The sequence below is a fragment of the Falsiroseomonas frigidaquae genome (assembly GCF_012163145.1).
Lineage (GTDB): Bacteria > Pseudomonadota > Alphaproteobacteria > Acetobacterales > Acetobacteraceae > Falsiroseomonas > Falsiroseomonas frigidaquae.
The window spans coordinates 389187-412507 of sequence record NZ_JAAVTX010000001.1; the positions used below are offsets into that span (position 1 = coordinate 389187).

Genomic DNA, 23321 nt, shown 5'->3' on the forward strand with positions numbered 1-23321 from the left:
CAATCTTCCCTTCCGGCCCGCATCCCCGGTAATGCAGCCGGGGGCGCGGGTCCAGCGTCCAGATCAGGCCCGGCGGATCAGGCCCGGCCGGCCTTGCCGTCCACCTCGTCGCGCTCGAAGCGGAATTCCACGGCGCAGAACTCGCAGGTCATGGTGATGGCCCCCGATTCCGCCATGTGATCCAGATCCTCGGGCCCGAAATTCTCCAGCACCGCGGCCAGCCGGGCGCGGGAGCAGCGGCAGCCATAGGACAGCGCGCGGGGCCGGTCGGTGGCCAGCCCCTCCGCGTGGAACAGGCGGTGCAGCAGGCGCTCCGCCGCCAGCTCGTCGTCCAGCAGCTCCTCCGCCTTCAGGGTGCCGACCAGCGCCTGGGCGGTGCGCCAGGCATCGTCCTGCTCCGCCTCATCCAGCTCGCCGATGCCGCCCTGGGTCGCGACTCGCTCGATCACCAGGGCGCTGGCGCGCCAGCCGGCCAGGCTGCGGCCGCAGGCCAGGCGGACCTCGGTCTGCAACTGCTCCGAGGTGCGGAAATAGGTGTCGGTCATCTGCGCCAGGGTATCGCCCTCGATCGCGACGATGCCCTGGTAGCGCTCCATGTCGTCGCCCTGGTCGCAGGTGAAGGCGAAATAGCCCTCCCCTAGAAGCTGGGCGGCGGTGGGCTGCGGATGCGTCACCAGCAGCGCCTCCAGCTTCTCCGGGTCCGCCTTGGCGTAGCCGCGCAGCGCGCCGCCATCCGTGCAATCGGCCAGCAGCATGGAGACGGGGCCATCGCCCTTCGCCTGCAGGCTGAAGGATCCCTTGTATTTCAATGCCGTGGCTAGCGCCGCGGTCAATGCCAGCGCCTCCCCCATCAGGCGCAGCACGGCAGGATGCTGGGAATGCCGGCCGATCAGCGCATCCGCCAGCGGGCCGAGCTTCACCAGCCGGCCGCGCACCGGGCGCTGGTCCAGGTGGAAGGGCACCACGCCGCGCGGCACCACGAGGTCCGGCACCGGCGGGCGGTCATGGTTGAGGAAGGCGGGGGTGGCGGAGGGCAGCGTCGGATCGGTCACGGGCGGAACCATGCTTGGGCGCAGCCCTGGTGCCGCTCGGACGGCCGGGGCGATGCGCGGCGAAGCTGCCGAGGTCCCGGCAGCAGGAGGATGGCAAACGAAAGAAACCGGGCGCGCCGTGAAGGGCGCCCGGCCGGAATGGCAGAGATAGGTACTGCAGGCGCCGCCGACCACCTTCCGGCGGCCGGCTTATGCCCGCGAGGTGGTCAGAACAGCCAGTCGAACAGGCTGCGGCGCGGCGGCTGGGCCACCGGGGTCACGCCTTCCGTGGTTTCCCGCCCCAGGGCGGCGTTCTCACGCAGGCGCTGCGCTTCCCGCTGCGGATCCACGGCGATGCCGGGCTGGGTGGCATCGTTGCGCCAGAACATCAGGCGGTCCACGACGCTGCGATCCGGGCGGTCCAGCCGCAGGCTCTCGGCATCGACGCGGGCGCGGATGTTGTCATCCACCGGCTGGCCGGCCTGGGCCAGCAGCGCGCGTTCGGCACCGGAGGGTGCGGCGGCCGGCGCCGCGGTACCGCCGAGGATGGCGGCGGCCGGCAGGCGCTGGTCCTGCGGACGGGGCGTGCCGGGGGTGGGCACCGGCAGATCAGCCAGCCGCGGCGGCACCGAGAGCGGCGCGCGGGTGGTGACCTGGAATTCGTCCGGCGGGTCCCGGGTGAAGCCGAGGGAGCGGGCGGTATCGCCACCGCAGCCCGCGAGCACCGCGAGGAGAGGCAGGCCGACCAGGAAGGCGCGGGGCAGGAATGGGCGGATCTGGGTCATGGCGTGGAACCCTTAGCCTTGGGTGAGGGCCGGAACAAGGCATCGGCAATCAGTGCCGCCACCCCAAGCACGATGGCGGCGTCGGCGGGGTTGAACACATACCAGTGCCAACCCCAGGCATGGGCATCGAAGAAATCCGCCACCGCGCCGAAGCGGAAGCGGTCGATCACGTTGCCGACCGCGCCGCCGACCACGGCGCCGAGCGCCAATGCCGTCAGCCGGTTCTCGGCCCGCGACATCCAGCGCAGCAGGAAGCCGGCGATGCCCAGCGCCAGCAACCCAAGTGCGGCCTGCGACCATGCGCTGTCCCCGGCCAGCATCCCGAAGGTGACGCCGCGGTTCCAGACCATGGTGAGGTCAAAGCCCAAGGGGCCGAGGGCGACCAGCGGGATATGCCCGATGCTGGGCAGGTCCAGCATGAACAGCATGTAGTGCTTCGTCGCCTGGTCGAGGAGGAGGACGGCGAAAGCGAGGGCGAGGCCGATGCGGGTCATGTTCGGTCGTCCGGCCCTTGCCCCCACCCCGACCCTCCCCCGTTGCCACGGGGGAGGGAGATAGGACAGCGCTCGAGGACTCTCTCCCCCGCAATTGCGGGGGAGGGTCGGGGTGGGGGCAGGCGCGCCATCAGCCCACCACCGACTCGCAGCGCCGGCAGAGCGTCGGATGAGCGAGCGAGAGCCCGACCTCCGGCAGCACGCGCCAGCAGCGGTCGCATTTCTGGCCTTCGGCCAGTGCAACAGTACTGAGTGTTTCCGCGCCTTCGCGCAGACTGACCTGAGAGACGATCAGCACCTCGGCCCATTTCTCCGCAGAAAGAACACTGGCTGGATCGGCAACAGGCAGCGCGACGGCCGCACTGGCCTGCAGCGAGGAGCCAATGGTGCCGGCTCGGCGCAGATCCTCGATCGCAGCCGTGATGAACCCACGGAAGGAGCGGATGCCCAACCATTTCTCTGCCAGCGCCTCATCCCGCCATTCCGCCGGGATCACCGGCCAATCGCGCAGATGGATGCTGTCCTTGTCGTCTGGGAAGCGGGCGAGCCAGCTTTCCTCCGCCGTCGCCACCAGTACAGGGGCCAGCCAGGCGGTCAGGCAGCGATGCAGCTGGTCGATCACGGTCCGCGCAGCGCGCCGGCGCAAGCTCTCGGGCGCGTCGCAATACAGGCTGTCCTTGCGGACGTCGAAGTAGAAGGCCGAGAGGTCCGTCGCACAGAAGCGGTGGATGTCCGGGTAGACGCCGGTCCAGTCATGGTCCTTAACGGCCTGGCGCAGGCGGGCATCCAGTTCGGACAGCCGGTGCAGCACCCAGCGCTCCAGCTCCGGCAGCTCGGCGTAAGGCACGATCTCGCTCTCGTCGAAGCGGTCGAGGTTGCCGAGCAGCCAGCGCAGCGTGTTGCGGATGCGGCGGTACAGCTCGCTCTGCTGCTTCAGGATCTCCTTGCCGATCCGCTGGTCCTCGGTGACGTCGGTGTTCATCACCCACAGCCGCAGCAGGTCCGCGCCGTGATCCTTCACCACATCCTGCGGCGCCACCACATTGCCGAGCGACTTCGACATCTTGCGGCCCTGCTCATCGAGCACGAAGCCATGCGTCAGGATCGCCTTGAAAGGCGCGACGCCGCGGGAGCCGACCGATTCCAGCAGCGAGGAATGGAACCAGCCGCGATGCTGGTCCGAGCCTTCCAGGTACAGATCCGCCGGGAAGGGCAGGCCGCGTTCCGGCGTCAGCACGAAGGCGTGGGTGGAGCCGGATTCGAACCAGACATCGACGATGTCCATCACCTGCTCATAACCCGCCGCATCGCGGCCCTCGCCCAGGAAGCGCTGCGCGGCGCCGGGCTGGTACCAGGCATCGGCGCCCTCGACGCGGAAGGCTTCGATGATGCGCTCCATCACCGCCGGGTCGCGCAGCGGCTCGCCGGTGGCCTTGTCGACGAAGACAGGAATCGGCACGCCCCAGGCGCGCTGGCGGCTGATGCACCAGTCGGGGCGGACGGAAACCATGCCGCCGATGCGGTTGCGGCCGATATCCGGCACGAAATGCGTGTCGGCAATCGCTTGCATCGCCTTGGCGCGAATCTCGTTCGCATCGTCCATCGCGATGAACCATTGCGGCGTGGCGCGGAAGATGACCGGCTTCTTGGAGCGCCAGCTATGCGGGTAGCTGTGCGTCAGCCTGGACTTCGCGACCAGCGTGCCCATGGCGATGCAGGCGGCATAGACCGCGTCATGCGCCTTGAAGACATGCTGGCCGGTGAAGCCCGGCGCCCAGCGCGTGAAGGTGCCGTCATCGCCCACCGTCTCCGGCACCGGCAGCCCGTTGGTCTTGCCGAGGTTGAAGTCGTCCTCGCCATGGCCCGGGGCGATATGCACGAAACCGGTTCCAGCCTCCGTCGTCACGAAATCGCCGGGCAGCAGCGGCACGTCGAAATCATAGCCGCCGGGCGCGCCGTCCCAGCCGGCCAGCGGATGCGCGGCGATGGCGCCCTCCAGCTCCGCGCCCTTCAGCAGGCGCTTCACGGAATGGGCGCCGAGGCCGGCATCCTTCTCGAATTGCGGCAGCAGCGGCAGGGCGACCAGCAGGAACTCGCCCGGCACCAGGGCGCTGCCCTCGGCCACGCCCTCAACGTGCACCAGCGCGTAGTCGATCTCCGGGCCAAAGGCGACGGCGCGGTTGCCCGGGATGGTCCAGGGCGTGGTGGTCCAGATCACCACCGATGCACCGGCCAGGTCAGCCGCGCCGGCGGTCTTCACGCGGAAGCGCGCCCACAGCGTCGGCGAGACATGGTCGTGGTATTCGATCTCGGCTTCCGCCAGGGCGGTCTTCTCGACCGGGCTCCACATGACGGGGCGCAGGCCGCGATACAGCGACCCGTTCATCAGGAACTTGCCGATCTCGCCGGCGATCACCGCCTCGCTGGGGAAGTCCATGGTCGCGTAGCGGCCGTCCCAGTCGCCGAGCACGCCCAGGCGCTTGAACTCGTTGCGCTGCACATCCAGCCAATGCGTGGCATAGGCGCGGCATTCGGCCCGGAAATCCAGGATCGGCACGGCGTCCTTGTCCTGGCCCTTGGCGCGGTACTGCTCCTCGATCTTCCACTCGATCGGCAGGCCGTGGCAGTCCCAGCCCGGGACGTAGTTGGCATCGAAGCCGGCCATCTGCGCGGCGCGGTTGATGACGTCCTTCAGGATCTTGTTCAGCGCCGTGCCGATATGCAGCGGGCCATTGGCGTAGGGCGGGCCGTCATGCAGCACGAAGGGTGGACGGCCCTTCGACTTCTCCCGCAGGCGGGACCACAGCCGCGTCTCCTCCCACCGCGCCAGCCAGGCAGGCTCGCGCTTCGGCAGGTCGCCGCGCATGGGGAAATCGGTCTTCGGCAGGAAGACGGTGCCGCGATAGTCGCGCGCGGGCTCGGTGGGGGCCACAGGGGGAGCGTCGTTCATGGGGTGCGGTCTCAATCTGCCCTGCGAGGGGGGCCGGAAGGGGCGTGTATCGGGGCGTGCGCGGAAAACCCGGCCCTCAGAGGGCCGGGCGGGTAATTCGGAGGCCGGACATCCCGCGGAACATGCCGCGTATATGCGGATGCGGCCCGGTTTGGGTCAAGGACGCGGCTTTCATCCCCCCGGTCATCATCCCGCCGGTCATCATCCCCCCAGTCATCATCCCCCCAGCCCCAGCGCCGCATGCAGCGCCCAGGTCACCCCGACCCCGCCCAGGATGGCGGCGCCGATGTTGCGGACGGCGATCTGCACCGCCACCACCACCACCGCCCCGGCCCAGACCGGCGCGCCCCCGGCCAGCAGCGGCGGCGTGACATAGGCCATGAACAGGCAGCCCGGCAGGTGGCGCAGCAGCGCCTGCACGAAGGGCGGCGGCCGCACCACGCGCAGCACGGCATAGCCGCCGGCGCGGCTGGCATAGGTCACCGCGGCCATCCCGAGGATCGCCAGCAGCACATCCAGCCTCAGGTCCACGCGCTTATTTCCAACCCGGCGCTCCTCGCCCGCGCATCTCGATCCAGGCACCCAGCCCGGCGCCCGCGAAGGTGCCGAGCAGCAGCGGCAATGGCACCGGCCAGCCGGCCCGGTGCGCCGCCAGCGCCACCAGCCCCGCCACCACCCAGGGCAGCGCATCCACCCGCGCGCCGCGCCACAGCGGCACCAGGATGGACAGGAAGGCGGCGATCGAGGCGAAGAACAATGGGTGCCCCGGCGGCACCTGCAGCAGGCCGCCGCCCAGATGCCCGGCCAGCACCGTCACCACCCAGGAGATCCAGATGCCGATCCCATTGCCGAGCAGATAGCCCGCGTCGCGCCCGCCGGCGCGCTGTTCGGCGATCGCCATGGCGAAGGAATGGTCCACCAGCGTCGCCAGGCTGCCCCACAGCCGCCAGCCGCGCAGCCGGTCCAGCCAGGGCGCCAGCGCCGCGCCCATCGGCGCCATGCGGATGTTCACCACCAGCGTGGCGACGGTGGCCGCCAGGATCGGCGCCGGATCGGCCCACATCTCCAATGCGACAAGCTGCGCGGAGCCGGCGAAGACGATGCTGGTCATCAGCGCCGTCTCGAGGAAGGACAGGCCCTTGGCGGCGGACAGCACGCCGATCACCACCCCGAAGGGCAGCATGCCGACCCACAGCGGAATGCTGGCCACGAAGCCGCGCCACATGCCGGCGCGGGTGAAGACGACCCGGTTCGGCGGTGCGGCGCCGTTCGGGCCGGCGCCTGGAGGTACTGCCACGCCCTCAGCCCCGCTTGAACGAAAGCAGGCGGCCCTCGGCCTCCTCCGGGTCCATCCGCAGGGCGGTCTCCGCCGTGCCGCGGCCGAAGCCGGCGCGGGCCAGTGTCGCCAGCGCCTTCAGCCGCGCCTCCGGCGACGCATCCGGGTCACCGAAGGGACCGATGCGGCGGCGGCGGCACAGGGCGAGCGCGGCGTCGGTCTCGGCCGCCTCGCCCTCCGGCAGCGCGGCGGCGGCGGTCTCAGCATCCACCCCCTTCTGCGCCAGGTGGGCCAGGGCGGCACGGCGGGAACGGCCGCTTCGCAGCAGGCGGCGGGCACGGCTTTCGGCGAAGGTGGTGTCGTTCACCGTGCCGGCGACGGCCATCTGCCGCGCCACCTCCGCCGCGGCCTGCTTCGCGGCGGCGATCAGCGGCGCCAGTTCCTGCATGCCGAAGGCTTCCGCGGCGCGCGCCCAGCGGTCCACGCGGCGCGCCAGAACCCGGCGCAGTCCGGCCTCCGTCGCCGCGTATCTGGCCAGATGCGCGGTCGCCGCTTCCCGCAACCTGGCCTCGCCGGGCGGCGGGCCGGGCGGGCGGGGCGGCGCGTTCGGGTCACGCGCTGTCCGGGCAGTGGTCCGGGCTGTGGGCCTGGTTGTGGGCCGGGAATGCTGTCTCATCACCCGCCATCCTCGCATGCCCGCGAGGCCAATGGCGACCCGTTGCGGACGCGATGCCGCGCTGCGCCGGAACCGCGGCGCCCCGGCTGCCGGACCAGAAACAAGCACCGCAGCCGCAACCTTTCCCCGCTTGCCGGCGTTGGGGAGGCAGGCACGGAGCGCCCCAGCGCACCGGCCACTAGAAGGAGACAGCCCAATGCTGAACAGCAAGACTTTCCTGTCGATGTCGACCGCCGCCGCCATCGTCGTCGCCCCGATGCTCGCCTTCGGCCAGACCGCCGCCGTCCCGAACGACGCGCGCGGTGGCATGACGGCGCAGGCGCCCGCGGACGGCACCCCGGGCAACCCGCCCTCGACGGCGACGCAGCGTGCACTGGACAGCGTGACGGGCAACCGTACCTCCCCGGACGGCACCGGCAACAACCCGCCCGGCACCGCCGCCGGCCGCGCGATCGACCGCGCCACCACGCCGGACACCGCGAACACGAACCGCGGCCCGATGGGCACCACCGCGACCGGTACCGCTGCAACCGGCACCACTGCGACCGGCACCACCGCGACCGGCGCGACCACGCCGAGCCTGTCCGTCGACAGCATGAGCCTGCGCGAGAGCCGCCGTGCCAGCGAGATCATCGGCTCCAACATCTACAACGAGGAAAACAACAGCATCGGTGAGGTCGACGACCTGATCGTGCCGCAGGCCGGCGCCGCGCCGGTGGCCGTGATCTCGGTCGGTGGCTTCCTCGGCATCGGCGCCAAGCTGGTCGCCATCCCGTATGAGCGCCTGACCCATGACAGCGAGCGCAACCGCTGGGTGCTGCGCGGTGCGACCAAGGAGAGCCTGGAAGGCCTGCCCTCCTTCTCCTACGACAACGCCGCTCGTCGCGGCTGATTGAACAAGACCAAGGAAAGGCGGCCGATATGAAGAAGTCCCTGTTCGTGATGGCGGCGCTGCTGCCCATCGTTGCCTGCGCCGACAACACGCCGCGCGACGGCGTGGCGGGCAACCCGCCCTCGACCGCGACCCAGCGGGCCTATGACAGCGCCACCGGAAGCCCGCGCACCAGCCCGGACGGCACCGGAAACAACCCGACCGGTACGGCGGCGGAGCGCGCGCTGGATCGCGCGGCGGGGACCAACACTTCGGGCGCCTTCCCGCGCCAGTCCGATGGCCGGCCGGGCAACCCGCCGGGCACGGCGGCGGAGCGCACCTATGACCGCGCCACCGGGTCAAACACCTCCGGCGCCTACCCGTCCAACAGCGGCGGCGTGCGGCAGTAAGTTCGCCAGGCGCATGACTTCGGAAACGGCCGGGCCTGTCCCGGCCGTTTCTGCGTTTGGACGTCTGCTTCGCCCCGGCGATCCGGTGGCGTGGTCAGGGACCCGGATCCAGCAGCGCAGGGCCCACATAATCCCCCTTCAGCACCACCACCTTGTCCACCGACCGGTAGAACAGGTTGGCAGGCGGCACCGCCGCCACCAGCAGGGCGCCGGGAATCCGCACTGTCAGCGGCGCCTTCTGCACGTTCATGCGGCGCTGCCAGGTACCCGGCTCGCCGAGGAACAGGTACAGGTACCGGCCACGATCGGCGGGCGACAGGGCGGCGGGGTCCCAGACGCTGACGTCCCGGATGAACTTCCAGAAATCGAGCTGCCAGCCGGACGGCGCGGAAAGCCTGATCCGGGCATTCGGCTGCCCCGGCCCGCCCGCCAGTTTCGCCTCGGTGATCTGCCGCGGGGTCGCCTTGCTGAAATGCCAGGCCTCCCCGGCCTCGATCGCAGTCCGCTCCGCCGCCGTCGCCGGCGTGACCAGCAGCAATCCCATCCTCGCCCCTCCCAGTTCCGGTGCATCCTGGCGGCGCATGCTAGCGGCGGGCGCCCCGGCGGGGTGGGTTGGCGAAACGGCCTGAAACACGGACGCGGCACCCCGCCGCGGCGTGCTTTGACCGCCCGCTCGGAATCGTGCACTTTCCGTCGCTTCCGCGCTCGCCTTGGCGAATGGCGCCTGGCCGCGCGGCGTGACGGAGGATGGATCGCGTGATCCCCGCCCTGATGCCGACCTACAACCGTGCCGACCTTGCTTTCGAGCGGGGCGAAGGCGCCTGGCTGTGGACTGCGGATGGGCGACGATTCCTCGATTTCGGCGCCGGCATCGCCACCAGCAGCCTCGGCCACGGCCATCCGCATCTGACCAAGGTCATCGCGGAGCAGGCGGCGAAGGTGATGCACGTCTCGAACCTGTACCGCGTGCCGCAGGCCGAGGAGCTCGCTGCGCGGCATGTCGCGGCGTCCTTCGCCGACAGCGTCTTCTTCTGCAACTCGGGCGCCGAGGCGAATGAAGGCATGGTGAAGGCGGTCCGCAAATACCATGCGGAAACCGGCCATCCCGAGCGCTTCCACATGATCTGCTTCGAGGGTGCCTTCCACGGCCGCACCCTCGCCATGCTCTCCGCCACGGGCAACGAGAAGTACCTGGCCGGCTTCGGCCCGCCGGTGCAGGGCTTCGACCATGTGCCCTTCGGCAACATGAACGCGGTGCGCGATGCCATCGGCCCGCAGACCGCCGGCATCATGATCGAGCCGGTGCAGGGCGAGGGCGGCGTGCGCCCGGCCGACCTCCGCTTCCTGCGCGAACTCCGCGCCGTCTGCGACGAGTTCGGCCTGCTGCTGGCCCTCGATGAGGTGCAGACCGGCATGGGCCGCAGCGGCAAGCTCTGGGCGCACCAATGGGCCGGGATCGAGCCGGATGTGATGTCCTCGGCCAAGGGCATCGGCGGCGGCTTCCCGCTGGGCGCGATCCTGGCGAAGGAGAAGGTGGCGCAGTACCTCAAGCCCGGCACGCATGGCACCACCTATGGCGGCGGCCCGCTGGCCTGCGCCGCCGGCAATGCGGTGCTGGACGTGGTGCTGGCCCCCGGCTTCCTGGAGCAGGTCGATGGCGTCGCGCGCCTGCTGTGGCGCGGCCTGCTGGACCTGGCGCAGAAACACCCGAAGGTGATCGAGGGCGTGCAGGGCGCCGGGCTGCTGCTCGGCCTGAAGCTGCGGCCGGAGGTCAACAACGGCGAGATGCAGGCCGCCGCCGTGGCGGAAGGCCTGCTGACGGTCGCCGCCGGCATGAACGTGCTGCGCCTCGCGCCGCCGCTGATCATCACCGAGGCCGAGGTGGCGGAGGCGCTGCGCCTGCTCGACCGCACCTGCCTGCGGATGACGCCGAGCGCCGCCCAGGCCGCGGCGCAATGAGCGCGGCGCTGAAATCCGTGGCGGGAGGGGGCAGCCCCTCCCCCCGGCATTTTCTAGAATTGATGGACCTGGATGCGGCCACTTTGCGCCGCATGCTGGAACTCGGCGTGCAGGCCAAGCGCGGGCAGGTGCCGGGCAAGCCGCTGGCCGGCAAATCCGTCGCGCTGATCTTCGAGAAGCCCTCCACCCGCACCCGCGTCAGCTTCGAGGTGGGGATCCGGCAACTGGGTGGCGACGCCATCGTGCTGTCGTCGAAGGACATGCAGCTCGGCCGCGGCGAAACCCCGGCCGATACGGCGCGCGTGCTGTCCCGCTATGTCGATGCCATCATGCTGCGGACCGACAATGTGGCGAAGATCCGGGAGCTGGCGGAACATGCCACCATCCCGGTGATCAACGGCCTGACCGATGTCTCCCATCCCTGCCAGTTGATGGCTGACATCATGACCTTCGAGGAACATCGCGGCCCGATCGCCGGGCAGGTGGTGGCCTGGACCGGCGACGGCAACAACGTGGCGCAGTCCTTCATCCAGGCCGCCGCCCGCTTCGGCTTCACCCTGCGCCTGGCCACCCCGCCCGAACTCGCGCCGCCCGCCGAACTCATCGCCTGGGCGCGCGCCGAGGGCGCCAAAATCGAGCTGACCACGGACCCGCACGCGGCGGTGGCCGGGGCGCGCTGCGTGGTGACGGATACCTGGGTCTCGATGTCCGACGAGACGGCGCAGGAGAAGGTGAACCGCCACAACCTGCTGGCCCCCTACCAGGTGAACGAGGCGCTGCTGAAGCACGCCGCGCCGGATGCGGTGGTGATGCACTGCCTGCCGGCGCATCGCGGGGAGGAGATCACCGATGCGGTGATCGACGGCCCGCAGAGCGTGGTGTTCGACGAGGCCGAGAACCGCCTGCACGCGCAGAAGGGCGTGCTGCTCTGGGCGCTGGGGCAGGCCTGACGCAGGGATAGAATTCAGCGGGTGTTCATCCGCCGCCGGTAACTTCGTCGTGAAGTTACAGGTAGGCAAGCCATGAGAAACACCTTGTTGACCAGAACCGGCCGTCGCGCAGCAGCTCGAACGCAACCTGACGCTGCTGCGGACCCTGGTGGATGATCTCGGCCAGGGCTGGCGGCTGCAGGGCGAGACCGCCCTGTTCATCGGCAGCGTGGCGCTGGCCGGCCGCAGCGACCTGGCGGATCGCGTCAAGGCGATCGGCGGCGGCGTCGCCACCGTCTTCGGCGCGGAGACCCGCATCGCCACCAGCGTCGCCCGCCCGGATGGCAGCCGCGCCACCGGCACCATCCTCGGCCCGGGCGCGGCGCGGGACGCGGTGCGGCGCGGCGAGACCTTCCGCGGCGAGGCCAACATCCTCGGCCTGCCCTACCTGACCATCTATGAGCCGGTGCGCGATGCCGCCGGCCGCCAAGTGGGCATCCTGTTCGTCGGCCTCGACCTGGTGACCGCCCAGGCGCAGATCGCATCCGCCACCCGGCAGGCCTTGCTGACCGGAACCGGGCTGATCCTCGGCACCGGCCTGGTGCTGCTGGTGGCGCTGCGCCGGATGCTGCGGCCGCTCGGCGGCCTGGCCATCGCGCTGCGGGCGATGGGTGCCGGGCGCCTCGACACCGAGGTCCCGGCCACCGGGCGCGGCGACGAGCTGGGCGAGATCGCCCGCGCCGTGGTGGCGCTGCGCGATTCCACCCTGGCGGCGCAGGCCCAGCAGGCGGCGGCCGAGGCCGACCGGATGGAGGCGCAGCAGGCCCGCGCCACGCAGCGCCGCGCCACTGCGGACCAGATCGAATCCAGCATCGGCGGCATCGCGAAGACCCTCGGCGGGGCGGCGGAGGCGCTGCTGCGCAATGCCGACGCGGTGGGCGAGGCCGGCCATCGGAGCACCGCGCGGGCCGAGCTGGGCGCCACCCGCGTCGAACAGGCGGCGGGCAATGTGCAGGCCGTCGCCGCCGCGGCGGAACAGCTCGCCACCTCGGTCGCGGAGATCACCCGGCAGGTCGATGAAAGCGCCCGCCGTGCCCAGGAAGCCGCCACCGCGGCGCGCGATTCCGACCGCAACGTGAACGGGCTGTCGGAGGCGGCGACGCGGATCGGCGATGTGGTGAAGCTGATCGCCGACATCGCGGCCCAGACCAACCTGCTCGCCCTGAACGCGACCATCGAGGCTGCCCGCGCCGGGGAAGCCGGCAAGGGCTTCGCCGTGGTGGCGAGCGAGGTGAAGACCCTGGCGGCGCAGACCGCCAAGGCGACGGAGGAGATCTCGGCCCAGATCGGCGCCATGCGCGGCGCGACCGAACTGGCCGTGGGCAGCGTGCGCGGCATCGCCGAGGCGGTCGGCCGGATGGAGGAAGTCTCCACCGCCATCGCCGCCGCCGTGGAGCAGCAGGGCGCGGCGACCCGGGAGATCGCCCGCAATGCCATGCAGGCCTCGGCCGGGACGGCGGCCGCGACCGAGGAGATGCGCGGCCTGTCGGACGAGATCGCCGCCGCCGCGGCCGGCATCGCCACCCTGCGCGAGGCCGGGGTGGAGGTCGGCGGCCAGGGCGCGACGCTGCGGCAGGAAGTGGCCGGCTTCGCGGCGGCCCTGCGGGCCTGACGCAGGCTCAGCCCGGGCGGACCCGCCCTGCCAGCAGCACGCGCCACCCGGCCAGGCCGAGCAAGGCGACCAGCGGCACGATCGGCAGCAGGTAGCGCTGCTCCAGATGCACCGGCAGGTGGACGCCGAAATAGCCGCCCACCACCAGCCAGGCGCCCAGCACCGGCCAGGCCCGTGCATCCCCGGCGCGGGCCAGCAGCAGCGGCGCCAGCAGCGCCCCCGCCGCCAGCGCGAAGCCGATGGCGCGGCTGGCCAGCAGCAGCGCCAGCAGCAGCAGCGCGACCGGTGAGCCATCACGCCACAGCGCGCCCGGCTGGCCGAACCAGGGGCGCGGCGCGCCGGCCTGGCGGTGCAGCTCCGCCACCATGTCCACCGGCATGAAGCCCAGGCCGAACATCTTCACCGGCAGCCGCACCACCATGGCGCGCAGCATCTCCGCCGGATGGCGGCGCCAGGTGCGGGCGTAGCGGTCGCTGGCGAGGGCGGCGATCTCGGGCGCCGACAGGCCAGCCTCGAACAGCGCGGCGTTCAGCCGGTCGATGCCGGCATAGCCGTCCTGGCCCACGGTCTGCCGCGCCATGCGGTCGAACAGGTCCGCACCGTCGAAGACCGGCACGCCGCGGGCCAGCAGCGGCAGCACCGCCTGCACCATGACGATCTGCCGGCTGGTGGACAGCAGGGCGGTGCCGCTGCGGCGGTGGTTGTCCGCCGCCAGCAGCACCGCCACCGCCAGCACCGGCGCCAGCAGCAGCGCCATGGCGGCCAGCGCGCGGGCCCCGCACCGGCGCGGTGCGGCCCGGTTCTCGGCGATCGCGCCGGCCCCAATCGCACCGGCCCCAATCGCGCCGGCCCCAATCACAGCGGCCCCAATCACAGCGGCCGGCAGATAGGCCAGGGCGAGGTAGACCGTCGCCTCCCGCACCAGGGTCGCGGCCGCGAGCAGGAGACCCGCCAGCAGCACCGGCCACAGGCCGCGCCCGCGCAGCACGCCCCACAGCAGCAGCAGTGCCGCGCCGCCGGCCAGGGCGGCATGCAGCGCATCCGTCATCACCGAGATCTGCGCCAGCATGGCATGGCCGCTCGCCGGCAACAGCGCCGCCAGCAGCGCCATGCGGGACCCCAGGCCGAGCGCCAAGCCGGTGCGATGCGCCAGCGCCGCCAGCCCGGCCTGCGCCGCCATCTGCACCGCCACCAGCCAGCCCAGCCAGCCGGCCGGCGCCACCGCCTGCAGCGCGGCCAGCAGGGCGGGGTAGCCCGGGGTGCGGAACAGCGTGGCTGGCGCCGGGGCGGCGCGCAGCAGCGCATCACCCACGGGCAGCGGGCCGGCGCGCAGCGCCTCGGCAAAGGCGAGGTAGGTCGGGCTGTCCGGCGTGATCATCACGCCGAAGCCCCACAGGGCCAGCAGCGCCGGAAGGCCAGACAGCGCCGCCGCCAGCACCGTCGCGCCCCAGCCTTGCCACCTCGATGATGCTGGCATGCCGAATGTTCCGATATCGAAGCATGACCGCTACCACCCGGCGCGGCGTCGGGTCGAGGCCGGTCAAAGGGACGCTTTGCCATTCGCTCCGGCGGGCCCATGTAGGGGCGCATGACACCCCTCACCCGTCGCGCGGCCCTGCAGGCCGCCGCCCTCGCCGCAGCCGCGGGCACCGTGCCCGAAGTCCTGGCCCAGTCCCCGGGGGGTGCACCTCCCCTGGCTGACCTCGCCGACCGGCCGCTGTTCGGCGCCACGCTCCGCACCCTGCCGAACGGGCTGCGGGTGGCGCATGTGGAACAGCGTCGCGCCCCGGTCGTCGCGCATTACGCCTTTGTCGCGGCCGGCGGCGGGGAAGACCCGCCGGGGCTGTCCGGCATCGCGCATTTCCTCGAACACATGCTGTTCAAGGGCAGCGCCAACGTCGCTTCCGGCGAATTCTCCCGCCGCGTGGCGCGGGAGGGGGGCAACGACAACGCCTTCACCTCGCGGGACGTCACCGGCTATTTCCAGCATGTCGAGGCCAGCCGGCTGGACCTCGTGGCGATGATGGAATCGGACCGCTTCGCCAGCGCGCTGATCCCGGAAGCCGAGCTGGAATCGGAGCGTCAGGTGATCCTGGAGGAGCGTTCCCAGCGCACCGGCTCCTCCCCCCGCGCGCTGTTCTTCGAGGAATTCACCGCCGCCATGTGGGGCCGCCAGCACTGGCACGGCCGCCCGATCATCGGCTGGGAGGATGAGATCCGCGCCATCCGGCACGAGGACCTGATGGCGTTCTTCCGCGCCCGCTACGCCCCCGGCAATGCGGTGCTGGTGGTGGCCGGCGCGGTCAGTGGCGATGCGTTCTGGGACGAGATCACGGATCGATGGGGCGCCGTGCCCGCCGGCCCCGCCGTGCCGCGCGACCGGGCACCGCCGCCCACCGAGATTCCGCAACCCCGCCTGGTGAAGAACGACCCGCGGCTGCGTGGGGAGGCGACTTTCGTGCGGTCCTGGCAGGCGCCGTCGCTGACCGCCGGCGCCACCCAGCACGCCGACCCGCTGGAAGTGCTGCGCCACCTGCTCGGCGGCGGCCAGGGTTCCCGGCTGTACCGGGCGCTGGTGGAAAGCGGCCTCGCGGTCGGCGTGGGTGCCAGCTACGACGGCGAGACCGCGAGCTGGGCCGATTTCGACATCGCCGTGACGCCGCGGCGGGACGTGGCGCCGGAACGGGTGGAAGAGGTGGCCATGGCCGAGGTGAAGCGACTGCTGGACGAGGGCGGGCCGACCGAGGCGGAGGTGGCGCGCAGCATCCGGCAGATGTCGGCCGGCGCGCTGCTGGCGCTCGATGGCCTGGGCGCCGCGCCGCGGATGATCGGCGGTGCGCTGGCCGTGGGCCTGCCGATCGAGACGGTGGAATACTGGCCGCGCCGGCTGCGCGCCGTGACGCGGGACCAGGTGGCGGCAGCCGCCACGGCCGTGCTCGGCCAGGGTCTTTCCGCCAGCGGCTGGCTGCTGCCCGAAGGCGTCGCCGCGCCGGCGGAGGTGCGGCTGTGAGCGGCAATTTCCAGGTCGAGATCCAGCAGGTCACCGCCGCCGGCGGCCAGACCGCCTGGCTGATCGAGGATCATTCGGTGCCGGTCGTCTCCCTCGCCTGGGGCTGGGGCGGCGGTGCCGCGCTGGACGCGCCGGAACATGGCGGCGCCCTGGCCATGGGCGCGGCCCTGCTGACGGAAGGCGCAGGGGACCTGGATGCGCTGGCCTTCGCCGATGCGCTGCGCGATTCCGCCATCGGGCTGGGCTTCGGCGCCCAGCGCGACGGCTTCGAGGGTTCGCTGCGCGCCCTGGTGCCGGCGCTGCCGGAAGCGGTGCGGCTGGCCAATCTGGCAATGCACGCCCCGCGGCTGGAAGCCAGCGCCATCGCGCGGGTGCGTGCCCGCGCCGTCGCCAGCGCCCGTGCGGCGCTGGAGACGCCGCGTGGCCAAGTGGGCCGCGCCTTCTGGGCCGCCGCCTACCCGGACCACCCCGCCGGCCGGCCGACCTCCGGCACGGTGGAGACGCTGACCGCCCTGCCCGAGCAGGCGATCCGCGATGCGCTGTCCCGCCAGCTTCGCGCCAGTGGTGTGCTGGTGGCGGCCAGTGGCGCCATCACCGCGGCGGAACTGGCCGAGATCCTGCCGCAGCTCTTCGCCGGGCTGTCGGCGGAGGCTCCCCCGGCCGCGCCGCCGCTGCCCGCCTTCCGCAGCTATCCGACGCTGGTGGTGCCGGTTCCGGCGCCGCAATCGGCGATCCAGTTCGGCCAGGCCGGCCTGCCGGTGAACGACCCGGATTGGGAGGCCTTCCAGGTGGTGCTCCGCATCCTGGCCGGCGGCGGCTTCACCTCCCGCCTCATGGAAGCGGTGCGGGTGCAGCGCGGCCTGGCCTATGGCATCGGCGGCGGGCTGGACACGCTGTTCGGCCGGGGTGTCGTCGTCGGCTCCTCCGCCACCGACAATGCACGGGTGGCGGAGACGCTGGAGGTGATGCGGGCCGAATGGGCGCGCATGGCCGCCGAAGGCCCAACCCAGGCGGAGCTGGAGGATGCGGTGGCGTTCCTCACCGGCAACCTGCCGCTGCAATTCACCGATTCCCGGCGCATCGCCGGCACGCTGCTGGCCCTGCAGCGCAACGGCAGGCCGATCGACTGGCTGGAGGGCCGCAACGCCCGGCTGCGCGCCCTGACGCGGGACGGGACCACTCAGGTGGCGGCGCGGCTGCTGCGGCCCGACGGGCTTTCGGTGGCGGTGGCGGGGCAGCCGGCGGGGCTATAACCCGCCAGCTTCAGGCGACGGGCCGCAGCGCCACCAGCCCCTCCGTCCGCGCCCGCACCTGCGGCGCGGCGAGGCAGCTTGCCACGGCCTCATAGCCCGGTGCGCCCGGGCAGGGCGTGACCAGGCGCGGCGGGGCGTGGTTGGCGGGGCAGAACAGGATCGCCTCACCCGGCCCCGCCGCCTCCAGGTCCAGCATGGCGCTGGACCGGGTCATCAGGAACAGCGGCCGCCCGGCGCGGGCGGTGCGGCGCAGATGCGCGGACAGCGCCAGTTGCGCCGGCTCGTCCAGCCCCTGTTCCACCATGTCCACCACCAGCGCCCCCTCCCCCGCCAGCCCCGCCAGCAGGGCGCGCAGCGCGGGCGTATCGGTGGCGCCGTCCTCGACCAGCCAGGCCAGGGCGGGCGGCATCCCGGCGGGGTCCGCGCGGCGGTCCAGGCCAAGGAAGGTGCCACCGGGCAGGGCCTCCGCCAGCCGCCTGGCCAGGCGCGTCTTGCCGCTGCCGAGCGGCCCGACGATCCAGGTCAGCGGCGCCACCTCCGGCAATTCGAAGGCCTCGCCGCCCCAGGGCCAGGGCAGCTCGAAGCCGACCGAAAGCCTCGGCCGGGCCAGCAGCCGCGCAACCTCACCCACCGACGGCGCCTGGCCCTGCGCCAGGCCGGCGCGCAGGCCGCGCAACCTGCCCACCGCCTCCGCCAGCAAGCGGATCCGGTCTTCCAGCGCCGCCTGGTGCGCCGCCAGCGCCGGCTCCAGCCCGGCGGCCTCCCCCTCCAGCACGCGGGCGATCTGCGCCAGGCTGAGGCCGAGCGCCCGCAGCGCCACCACCTCCGCCGCGCGGGCCATGCCGGCCGGGCCATAGGCGCGCCAACCGGCGGCGGACCGTGCCGGGCGGAGCAGGCCGCGCGCCTCGTAGAGGCGCAGCGCCTTGGTGCTGACGCCAAGCCGGCCGGCGGCCTCGGCGGCGGTGAACATGCGGTCGGGCTGGGACATGCGGCACCTTTCTGCGGGTCGCCTGTCTTATCGGGGCGGCCCCAGGGACCGGGTCAATAGGGGTTGCGCCCGGCCAGTGCCGCCGCCAGGGCATCGGCGATCTGCAACTGGGTATAGGGCTTGCCGAGGCGCGGCGTGCGCTCGCCATCCGGCCAGGGGCCGGCATGGCCGGTGGCCAGGATCACCGGCAGGCCGGGCCGGTCCTGCGCCAGCCGCGCGGCCAGCATGGCACCGGTCATGCCGGGCATGGCGTGGTCGGTCACCACCGCGACCGGCCTGGCGCCGTCCCGCAGCGCCGCCAGCGCCGCCTCGCCGGAATCGGCCGTCACCACCTCATAGCCCAGGTCGCCGATCAGCGCGGCGGTGCTTTCCAGCACCAGCGGCTCGTCATCCACCAGCAGCACCAGGCCGTTGCCGCGCGGGGCCTCCGCCTCCCGCCCCGCCACCGCGGCCACCGGCGCCTCGGCGGAAACCGGCAGCCACAACGCCGCCACGGTGCCGCATCCCGGCTCGCTTTCGATCTGCAGGGCGCCGCCCGATTGATGCGCCAGGCCGTGCACCATCGACAGGCCGAGCCCGGTGCCCTGGCCCGGGCCCTTGGTGGAGAAGAACGGCTCGATCGCACGCTGCAGCGTGGCGGCATCCATGCCGGTGCCGGTATCCTCCACCCCGATCCACAGGTAGTGGCCGGGCGCCAGCCCCGCCGGGACGGGAGGCATGCCCTCCGGGAGGGGCGCCGGCGGCACCCGCCGCGCATCCAGCCGCACCACGATGCGGCCGCCCTCGGGCATGGCGTCGCGGGCGTTCACCACCAGGTTCATCAGCGCCAGTTCCAGCGCATGCGGGTCCACCAGTGCCGGCGGCAGGCCGGAAGGCCGCTCCACCGCCACCTCCACGCGCGGGCCGGCGGAACGGCCGAGCAATTCGCCGAGCCCGGCCAGCAGCTCGCCGAGATCCACCGGCCGGGGGTTCAGATCCTGCCGCCGGGCGAAGGCCAGCAGCCGTTGCGTGAGCTGCGCGCCGCGCTCCGCCCCCAGCGCCGCTGAATCCAGGTGGCGCAGCAATTGCGGCGTGGCGGCATCCCCCAGCCGCTTGCGGGCGAGCGAGAGGTTGCCCAGCACGGTCATCAGCAGGTTGTTGAAATCATGCGCCACGCCGCCGGTCAGGCGGCCCAGCAGCTCCATCTTCTGGGCCTCCAGAAGCTGCGCCTCCGCCGCCTTCAGGGCGGAGACGTCGCGCGCCTCCGGCACCAGCAGGGACACCATGCCATCCTCGTCCCGCACCGGCTTGACCGAGAAATCGATCGCCACCGTGCTGCCCCCGGGCCCGCGCATCGCCAGTTCGCGACGGATGAAATGGCCGGCGGCGGCCTGGGCGACGGCGTCGCGCACCGCGGCCCGCAGCGTCGCATCCTCCGGCCACCAGGGTGCTTCCCAATAGGGCCGGCCGATCACCTCCTCCGCCGCGACCTCGCCCAGCTTCAGCATGGCCCGGTTGGCCTCCAGCAGCGTGCCGTCCGGGGACAGCAGGCCGATGAACTGGAAGGTGGCATCGAAGATGCCGCGGAAGCGTGCCTCGCCTTCGCGCAGCCGGGCATTGGCATCGGCCAGCGCGCCGGTGCGTTCGGCGACGCGGCGTTCCAGCGTGGCATTGGCCTCGGCCAGCGCCTGCGCCTTGCGGCGGCGGTCCGTCACGTCCAGTGCGATGCCGAGCATGCGGCGCGGCTGGCCATCCACCCCGCGCCGCACCTCCGCCCGCACGCCGATCCAGCGTTCCGGCCGGCTATGGGCCAGGCGGAACTCGGCCTCCAGCGGCACCTCCCCGCGCACCGCTGCGGTCAGCGCGGCGGCCAGGGCCAGCCGGTCCTCCGCCTGCACGCCACGCAGCGCGGCACGGGCGGTGATGCGGCGGCGGGACCGCAGGCGCCATTCGGTGAAGACGTCACCGATCAGCGCCAGCCTGCCGTCGCGCAGGTCCCAGTCCCATAGCCCGATCCGCCCGGCCTGTTCCGCCAGCCGCAGCCGCGCCTCGCCTTCCTGCACGGAGGCGAGCAGTTCCTCGCGCTCCGCCAGGGCGGTGGCCAGGGCGGCGCCGCGTTCCTCGGCGGAGAGCCGTGCCGCGCGTTCCCGCCGGTCCGACCGCAGCGCCGCCACCGACAGGATGCCGGCGAGTGCCGCCGCCAGCGCGAAGATCAGGCTGTTGCGCAGCAGGCGCTGCCGGAAGGGCGCCAGCACCTGGGCCCGTGACAGCGCGACGGAGGCCACCACCGGCAGGGCTGGCGCCCGGCGCCAGGCCAGCATCCGCTGCATGCCGTTCTCGTCCAGCACCTCCCGCGCGCCGGATTCTTCGGGCAAGGGCCCGATCGTGGCGTGGGTGTTGCCGACCACCGCAAGCGGCCAGCGCGTCACCAATGTGCCGTCCAGGCGGTCGAGCTGCAGCAGCGCCGCCCGCCCCCCGGTCAGATCCTCCGCCACCCCGCCGAATTCCTCCGCCGCGATCGCCGCCAGCACGGCGCCGCGGAACTGGCCATCCGGGCCGCGCAGCGGCCGCCCCCAGGCGAAGTGCCAGCCGCCGCCGGGGCCGCCATGCAGCAGGCCGGTGACATGGCCGGTCTCGCCGGCCCGAAGCGGCTGGAAATAGGGCGCGGTGGCCAGCGGCAGGCCGAAGATGCGGCGGTCCCGGCTGGTCGCCACCAGCCGCCCGGCGGCATCGGTCACCCAGATCGCCTGCACCTCCGGCGTGCTGGTGGCGATCTCCTCCAGCTCCGGCCAGTTCGGGCCGCGCAGGTCCTCAAGGTCGATGCGGTCCGCCATCTGGGCCACGCGGGCCGTGGTCAGCTCCGCGATGCGGAGCAGGCGGTTGGCCTGCTGGGCGAGCAGCGCCGCGGTATTCTCCGCATCCGTCCAGCCCTGTTCGAGCGTGGCACGACGGTCCGCCAGGCTGGCCACCAGGAACAGCCATGCCGCGATCAGCGCGAAGGCAGCCAGACTGAGTGCGAGCCATCTTCCGGCACCATCGCCGTTGCCACCACGATCCGACGCCAGCCTCATCCGTTCCCCTTTGCGGCCCTGGGCGCCGCCGCCCTGCGCACCTTTGCGCGCAACTTGGGGACCGTCCTGGTCCGCTGCGATTCCATCGTCCACCGAAATGCTTTAACCCGCGCTTGGGGCCGGAGCCGAGCGGCGATGGAACCAACGGTGTCACCGAACGGTTCACGGATCCTGGGCGGTGCCCCGCGGCGTTTCGTCAACAGGCTAGCCCAGTGCGACAGGCAAGGTGTTTCGCGACTGTTGCGTGGCAGCGAATAAGGGCAGCCCTGCGGCGGAATCTGGCCGGCACGGCGAAACCGGGCCGCCGGGCGCGATCGAGTTTGGGGGGAAAGCAATGACCGAGGCTGGATGTGCGGCATGGGATGCGGTGGCGGCGCTGGCCCGCGAGCCCGGGGCTTCCGACATCCGCCGGCTGCTGGACGCGGACCCGTCCCGCGCCCGGCGCTTCGGCTTCCGTGCCGCCGGGCTGCTGCTGGACCTGTCCCGCACCTCGCTGACCGATCCGGTGCTGGCGGCGCTGCTGGCGCTGGGGCAGGCGCGCGGCGTGGCGCGGTTCCGCGATGCGATGGCGGCCGGGCGGCCGGTGAACGGCACGGAAGGCCGCGCCGCGCTGCACATGGCGCTGCGCGCGCCCGCCGGCGGCTTCCAGGTGGGGGATGAGAACGCCTCCGCCACCGTGCATGGAACGCTGGATGCCATGGCGGGCTTCGTGCGGGGCGTGCATGGCGGGCAGATCCTGGGTGCCGGCGGGGACCGCTTCACCGATGTGGTGAATATCGGCATCGGCGGCTCCGACCTCGGCCCGGCCATGGTGACCCGCGCCTTGTGGCGGCCGGGCATGCCGATGCGGGCGCATTACCTGGCCAATGTCGATGCCCATGCGTGGGAGGCGCTGCGCCCCCGCCTCGACCCGCGGCGCACCCTGGTGCTGGTGGCGTCGAAGACCTTCACGACCCAGGAAACCATGACCAATGCGCAGCTGGTGCGCGACTGGCTGGCCAGGGCGCTGGGCCACAGCGCGGTGCCGGGGCATCTGGCCGCGCTGTCCACCAACCTGAAGGGAACCGCCGCCTTCGGCATCGCCCCGGACCGGGTGTTCGGCTTCCGCGACTGGGTCGGCGGGCGGTTCAGCCTGTGGTCGGCGGTGGGGCTTTCCATCGCGCTGGCCTGCGGGCTGGATGCCTTCGCGGGCCTGCTGGCCGGGGCGCGGGAGATGGACGACCACTTCCTGGCCGCCCCGCCGGAAGCCAACCTGCCGATGCTGCTGGCCGCCACCGAGGTCTGGCATGTGAATTTTTGCGGCTACGGCGCCCGCGCCGTACTGCCCTACGATGAACGCCTGTCCCGCTTCGCCGCGCATCTGCAGCAGCTGGAGATGGAAAGCCTTGGCAAACGGGTGACCAATGCGGGGCTGCCGGTGCGCCATGCCACCGGCCCGGTGGTGTTCGGCGAGCCGGGCACCAACGCCCAGCATTCCTTCCTGCAGCTGATCCACCAGGGCACCACGCCGGTGCCGGTGGATTTCGTGCTGGTGGCGCGGCCGGACCACGGCCACCCGGCCAGCCACCGCATCCTGCTGGCCAATGCGCTGGCCCAGGCCGAGGCGCTGGCACGCGGCCGCACCGAGGCCGAGGCGCGGGCGGAGATGGCCCGTGCCGGCCTGCCGGCAGCCGAGATCGACCGCCTGGCGCCGCACCGCACCTTCCCCGGCAACCGCCCCAGCACCAGCATCCTGCTGCCGGCGCTGACACCTGCCACGCTCGGCGCGCTGGTGGCGCTGTATGAGCACAAGGTCGCCTGCCTTGGCGCATACTGGGACATCAACCCCTTCGACCAGTGGGGCGTCGAGCTGGGCAAGCAGCTTGCCGGCGGCATCCTGCCGGCGCTGGAGGGCGGCGCCACCGCGCCGGATGCCGCCACCGCGGCGATGATCGGCGAGATCCGGCGGTTGCAGGAAGGCTGAGGCG

Annotated in this window: 18 protein-coding genes and 1 pseudogene; 8 read left to right on the forward strand and 11 right to left on the reverse strand. The window is 72.5% G+C overall.

Going from position 1 to position 23321, the window contains the following annotated elements:
- Positions 1-77: 77 nt before the first annotated feature.
- The 7 genes from hslO to HB662_RS01900 all read right to left on the reverse strand — a co-directional run bounded on the left by hslO (position 78) and on the right by HB662_RS01900 (position 7098).
- Positions 78-1064: an Hsp33 family molecular chaperone HslO gene (hslO, locus tag HB662_RS01870; RefSeq protein ID WP_168046555.1), complete on the reverse strand. Its 987-nt coding sequence runs from the start codon at positions 1062-1064 to the stop codon at positions 78-80.
- A 194-nt stretch (positions 1065-1258) separates the two neighbouring features.
- Positions 1259-1816 (reverse strand): DUF3035 domain-containing protein, encoded by a 558-nt coding sequence (locus HB662_RS01875; RefSeq protein WP_168046557.1) that lies wholly within the window; start codon positions 1814-1816, stop codon positions 1259-1261.
- Positions 1813-2310, reverse strand: coding sequence for a signal peptidase II (gene lspA / locus HB662_RS01880; RefSeq protein ID WP_168046559.1), 498 nt, complete (start codon positions 2308-2310; stop codon positions 1813-1815). The genes HB662_RS01875 and lspA overlap by 4 nt, the downstream gene beginning before the upstream one ends.
- A gap of 130 nt (positions 2311-2440) precedes the next feature.
- On the reverse strand, positions 2441-5260 hold the full coding sequence (ileS, locus tag HB662_RS01885) for an isoleucine--tRNA ligase (RefSeq protein WP_168046561.1): 2820 nt from the start codon (positions 5258-5260) through the stop codon (positions 2441-2443).
- A gap of 216 nt (positions 5261-5476) precedes the next feature.
- Positions 5477-5791 carry an AzlD family protein gene (locus HB662_RS01890; RefSeq protein ID WP_342449423.1) on the reverse strand — a complete coding sequence of 105 codons (315 nt, stop codon included), beginning with the start codon at positions 5789-5791 and terminating at the stop codon, positions 5477-5479.
- A 4-nt stretch (positions 5792-5795) separates the two neighbouring features.
- Positions 5796-6557 (reverse strand): AzlC family ABC transporter permease, encoded by a 762-nt coding sequence (locus tag HB662_RS01895; protein ID WP_342449424.1) that lies wholly within the window; start codon positions 6555-6557, stop codon positions 5796-5798.
- 4 nt (positions 6558-6561) lie between these two features.
- Positions 6562-7098: a RecX family transcriptional regulator gene (locus HB662_RS01900; RefSeq protein ID WP_245185377.1), complete on the reverse strand. Its 537-nt coding sequence runs from the start codon at positions 7096-7098 to the stop codon at positions 6562-6564.
- Between the two features lie 310 nt (positions 7099-7408).
- Here HB662_RS01900 and HB662_RS01905 point away from each other — a divergent pair, with 310 nt between their 5' ends.
- Together HB662_RS01905 and HB662_RS01910 are read left to right on the forward strand one after the other, a co-directional pair.
- Entirely contained in the window at positions 7409-8104 is a 696-nt protein-coding gene (locus HB662_RS01905) for a PRC-barrel domain-containing protein (RefSeq protein WP_168046565.1), read from the forward strand.
- 29 nt (positions 8105-8133) lie between these two features.
- Positions 8134-8493, forward strand: a complete 360-nt coding sequence (locus HB662_RS01910) for a hypothetical protein (RefSeq protein ID WP_168046567.1) — start codon at positions 8134-8136, stop codon at positions 8491-8493.
- A 94-nt stretch (positions 8494-8587) separates the two neighbouring features.
- On the opposite strand, the gene HB662_RS01915 is transcribed toward HB662_RS01910, so the two are convergent.
- Positions 8588-9037, reverse strand: a complete 450-nt coding sequence (locus HB662_RS01915; protein WP_168046569.1) for a hypothetical protein — start codon at positions 9035-9037, stop codon at positions 8588-8590.
- A 212-nt stretch (positions 9038-9249) separates the two neighbouring features.
- On the opposite strand from HB662_RS01915, the gene HB662_RS01920 reads away from it, so the two are divergent.
- The 3 genes from HB662_RS01920 to HB662_RS01930 all read left to right on the forward strand — a co-directional run bounded on the left by HB662_RS01920 (position 9250) and on the right by HB662_RS01930 (position 13053).
- Positions 9250-10452 carry an acetylornithine transaminase gene (locus HB662_RS01920; protein WP_171970200.1) on the forward strand — a complete coding sequence of 401 codons (1203 nt, stop codon included), beginning with the start codon at positions 9250-9252 and terminating at the stop codon, positions 10450-10452.
- Positions 10449-11402 carry an ornithine carbamoyltransferase gene (argF, locus tag HB662_RS01925; protein ID WP_168046573.1) on the forward strand — a complete coding sequence of 318 codons (954 nt, stop codon included), beginning with the start codon at positions 10449-10451 and terminating at the stop codon, positions 11400-11402. Before HB662_RS01920 ends, argF begins: the two co-directional genes overlap by 4 nt.
- Before the next feature lie 148 nt (positions 11403-11550).
- Positions 11551-13053 (forward strand): methyl-accepting chemotaxis protein, encoded by a 1503-nt coding sequence (locus HB662_RS01930; protein ID WP_168046575.1) that lies wholly within the window; start codon positions 11551-11553, stop codon positions 13051-13053.
- 1084 nt (positions 13054-14137) lie between these two features.
- On the opposite strand, the pseudogene HB662_RS30030 reads toward HB662_RS01930, so the two are convergent.
- Positions 14138-14365: pseudogene (locus tag HB662_RS30030) on the reverse strand (hypothetical protein); the annotation flags it as partial.
- A 276-nt stretch (positions 14366-14641) separates the two neighbouring features.
- On the opposite strand from HB662_RS30030, the gene HB662_RS01940 reads away from it, so the two are divergent.
- Positions 14642-16063 (forward strand): M16 family metallopeptidase, encoded by a 1422-nt coding sequence (locus HB662_RS01940; protein ID WP_168046579.1) that lies wholly within the window; start codon positions 14642-14644, stop codon positions 16061-16063.
- Positions 16060-17316 carry an insulinase family protein gene (locus HB662_RS01945; RefSeq protein WP_168046581.1) on the forward strand — a complete coding sequence of 419 codons (1257 nt, stop codon included), beginning with the start codon at positions 16060-16062 and terminating at the stop codon, positions 17314-17316. The genes HB662_RS01940 and HB662_RS01945 overlap by 4 nt, the downstream gene beginning before the upstream one ends.
- Positions 17317-17326: 10 nt before the next feature.
- Here the strand turns inward: HB662_RS01945 and HB662_RS01950 are convergent, their stop codons facing one another.
- Positions 17327-18304 carry a MerR family transcriptional regulator gene (locus tag HB662_RS01950; RefSeq protein ID WP_168046583.1) on the reverse strand — a complete coding sequence of 326 codons (978 nt, stop codon included), beginning with the start codon at positions 18302-18304 and terminating at the stop codon, positions 17327-17329.
- A gap of 53 nt (positions 18305-18357) precedes the next feature.
- Positions 18358-21354 (reverse strand): PAS domain-containing protein, encoded by a 2997-nt coding sequence (locus HB662_RS01955; protein WP_168046585.1) that lies wholly within the window; start codon positions 21352-21354, stop codon positions 18358-18360.
- 334 nt (positions 21355-21688) lie between these two features.
- On the opposite strand from HB662_RS01955, the gene pgi reads away from it, so the two are divergent.
- On the forward strand, positions 21689-23317 hold the full coding sequence (gene pgi / locus HB662_RS01960; protein ID WP_168046587.1) for a glucose-6-phosphate isomerase: 1629 nt from the start codon (positions 21689-21691) through the stop codon (positions 23315-23317).
- Positions 23318-23321: the final 4 nt, after the last annotated feature.

Excerpts from the sequence above, each read along its gene's own strand:
- hslO (WP_168046555.1), bottom strand. The coding sequence starts at position 1,064 with ATGGTTCCGCCCGTGACCGATCCGACGCTGCCCTCCGCCACCCCCGCC.
- HB662_RS01940 (WP_168046579.1), top strand. The coding sequence starts at position 14,642 with ATGACACCCCTCACCCGTCGCGCGGCCCTGCAGGCCGCCGCCCTCGCC.
- HB662_RS01955 (WP_168046585.1), bottom strand. The coding sequence starts at position 21,354 with ATGAGGCTGGCGTCGGATCGTGGTGGCAACGGCGATGGTGCCGGAAGA.
- argF (WP_168046573.1), top strand. The coding sequence starts at position 10,449 with ATGAGCGCGGCGCTGAAATCCGTGGCGGGAGGGGGCAGCCCCTCCCCC.
- HB662_RS01950 (WP_168046583.1), bottom strand. The coding sequence starts at position 18,304 with ATGTCCCAGCCCGACCGCATGTTCACCGCCGCCGAGGCCGCCGGCCGG.
- ileS (WP_168046561.1), bottom strand. The coding sequence starts at position 5,260 with ATGAACGACGCTCCCCCTGTGGCCCCCACCGAGCCCGCGCGCGACTAT.
- HB662_RS01905 (WP_168046565.1), top strand. The coding sequence starts at position 7,409 with ATGCTGAACAGCAAGACTTTCCTGTCGATGTCGACCGCCGCCGCCATC.
- HB662_RS01875 (WP_168046557.1), bottom strand. The coding sequence starts at position 1,816 with ATGACCCAGATCCGCCCATTCCTGCCCCGCGCCTTCCTGGTCGGCCTG.
- pgi (WP_168046587.1), top strand. The coding sequence starts at position 21,689 with ATGACCGAGGCTGGATGTGCGGCATGGGATGCGGTGGCGGCGCTGGCC.
- HB662_RS01915 (WP_168046569.1), bottom strand. The coding sequence starts at position 9,037 with ATGGGATTGCTGCTGGTCACGCCGGCGACGGCGGCGGAGCGGACTGCG.
- lspA (WP_168046559.1), bottom strand. The coding sequence starts at position 2,310 with ATGACCCGCATCGGCCTCGCCCTCGCTTTCGCCGTCCTCCTCCTCGAC.
- HB662_RS01910 (WP_168046567.1), top strand. The coding sequence starts at position 8,134 with ATGAAGAAGTCCCTGTTCGTGATGGCGGCGCTGCTGCCCATCGTTGCC.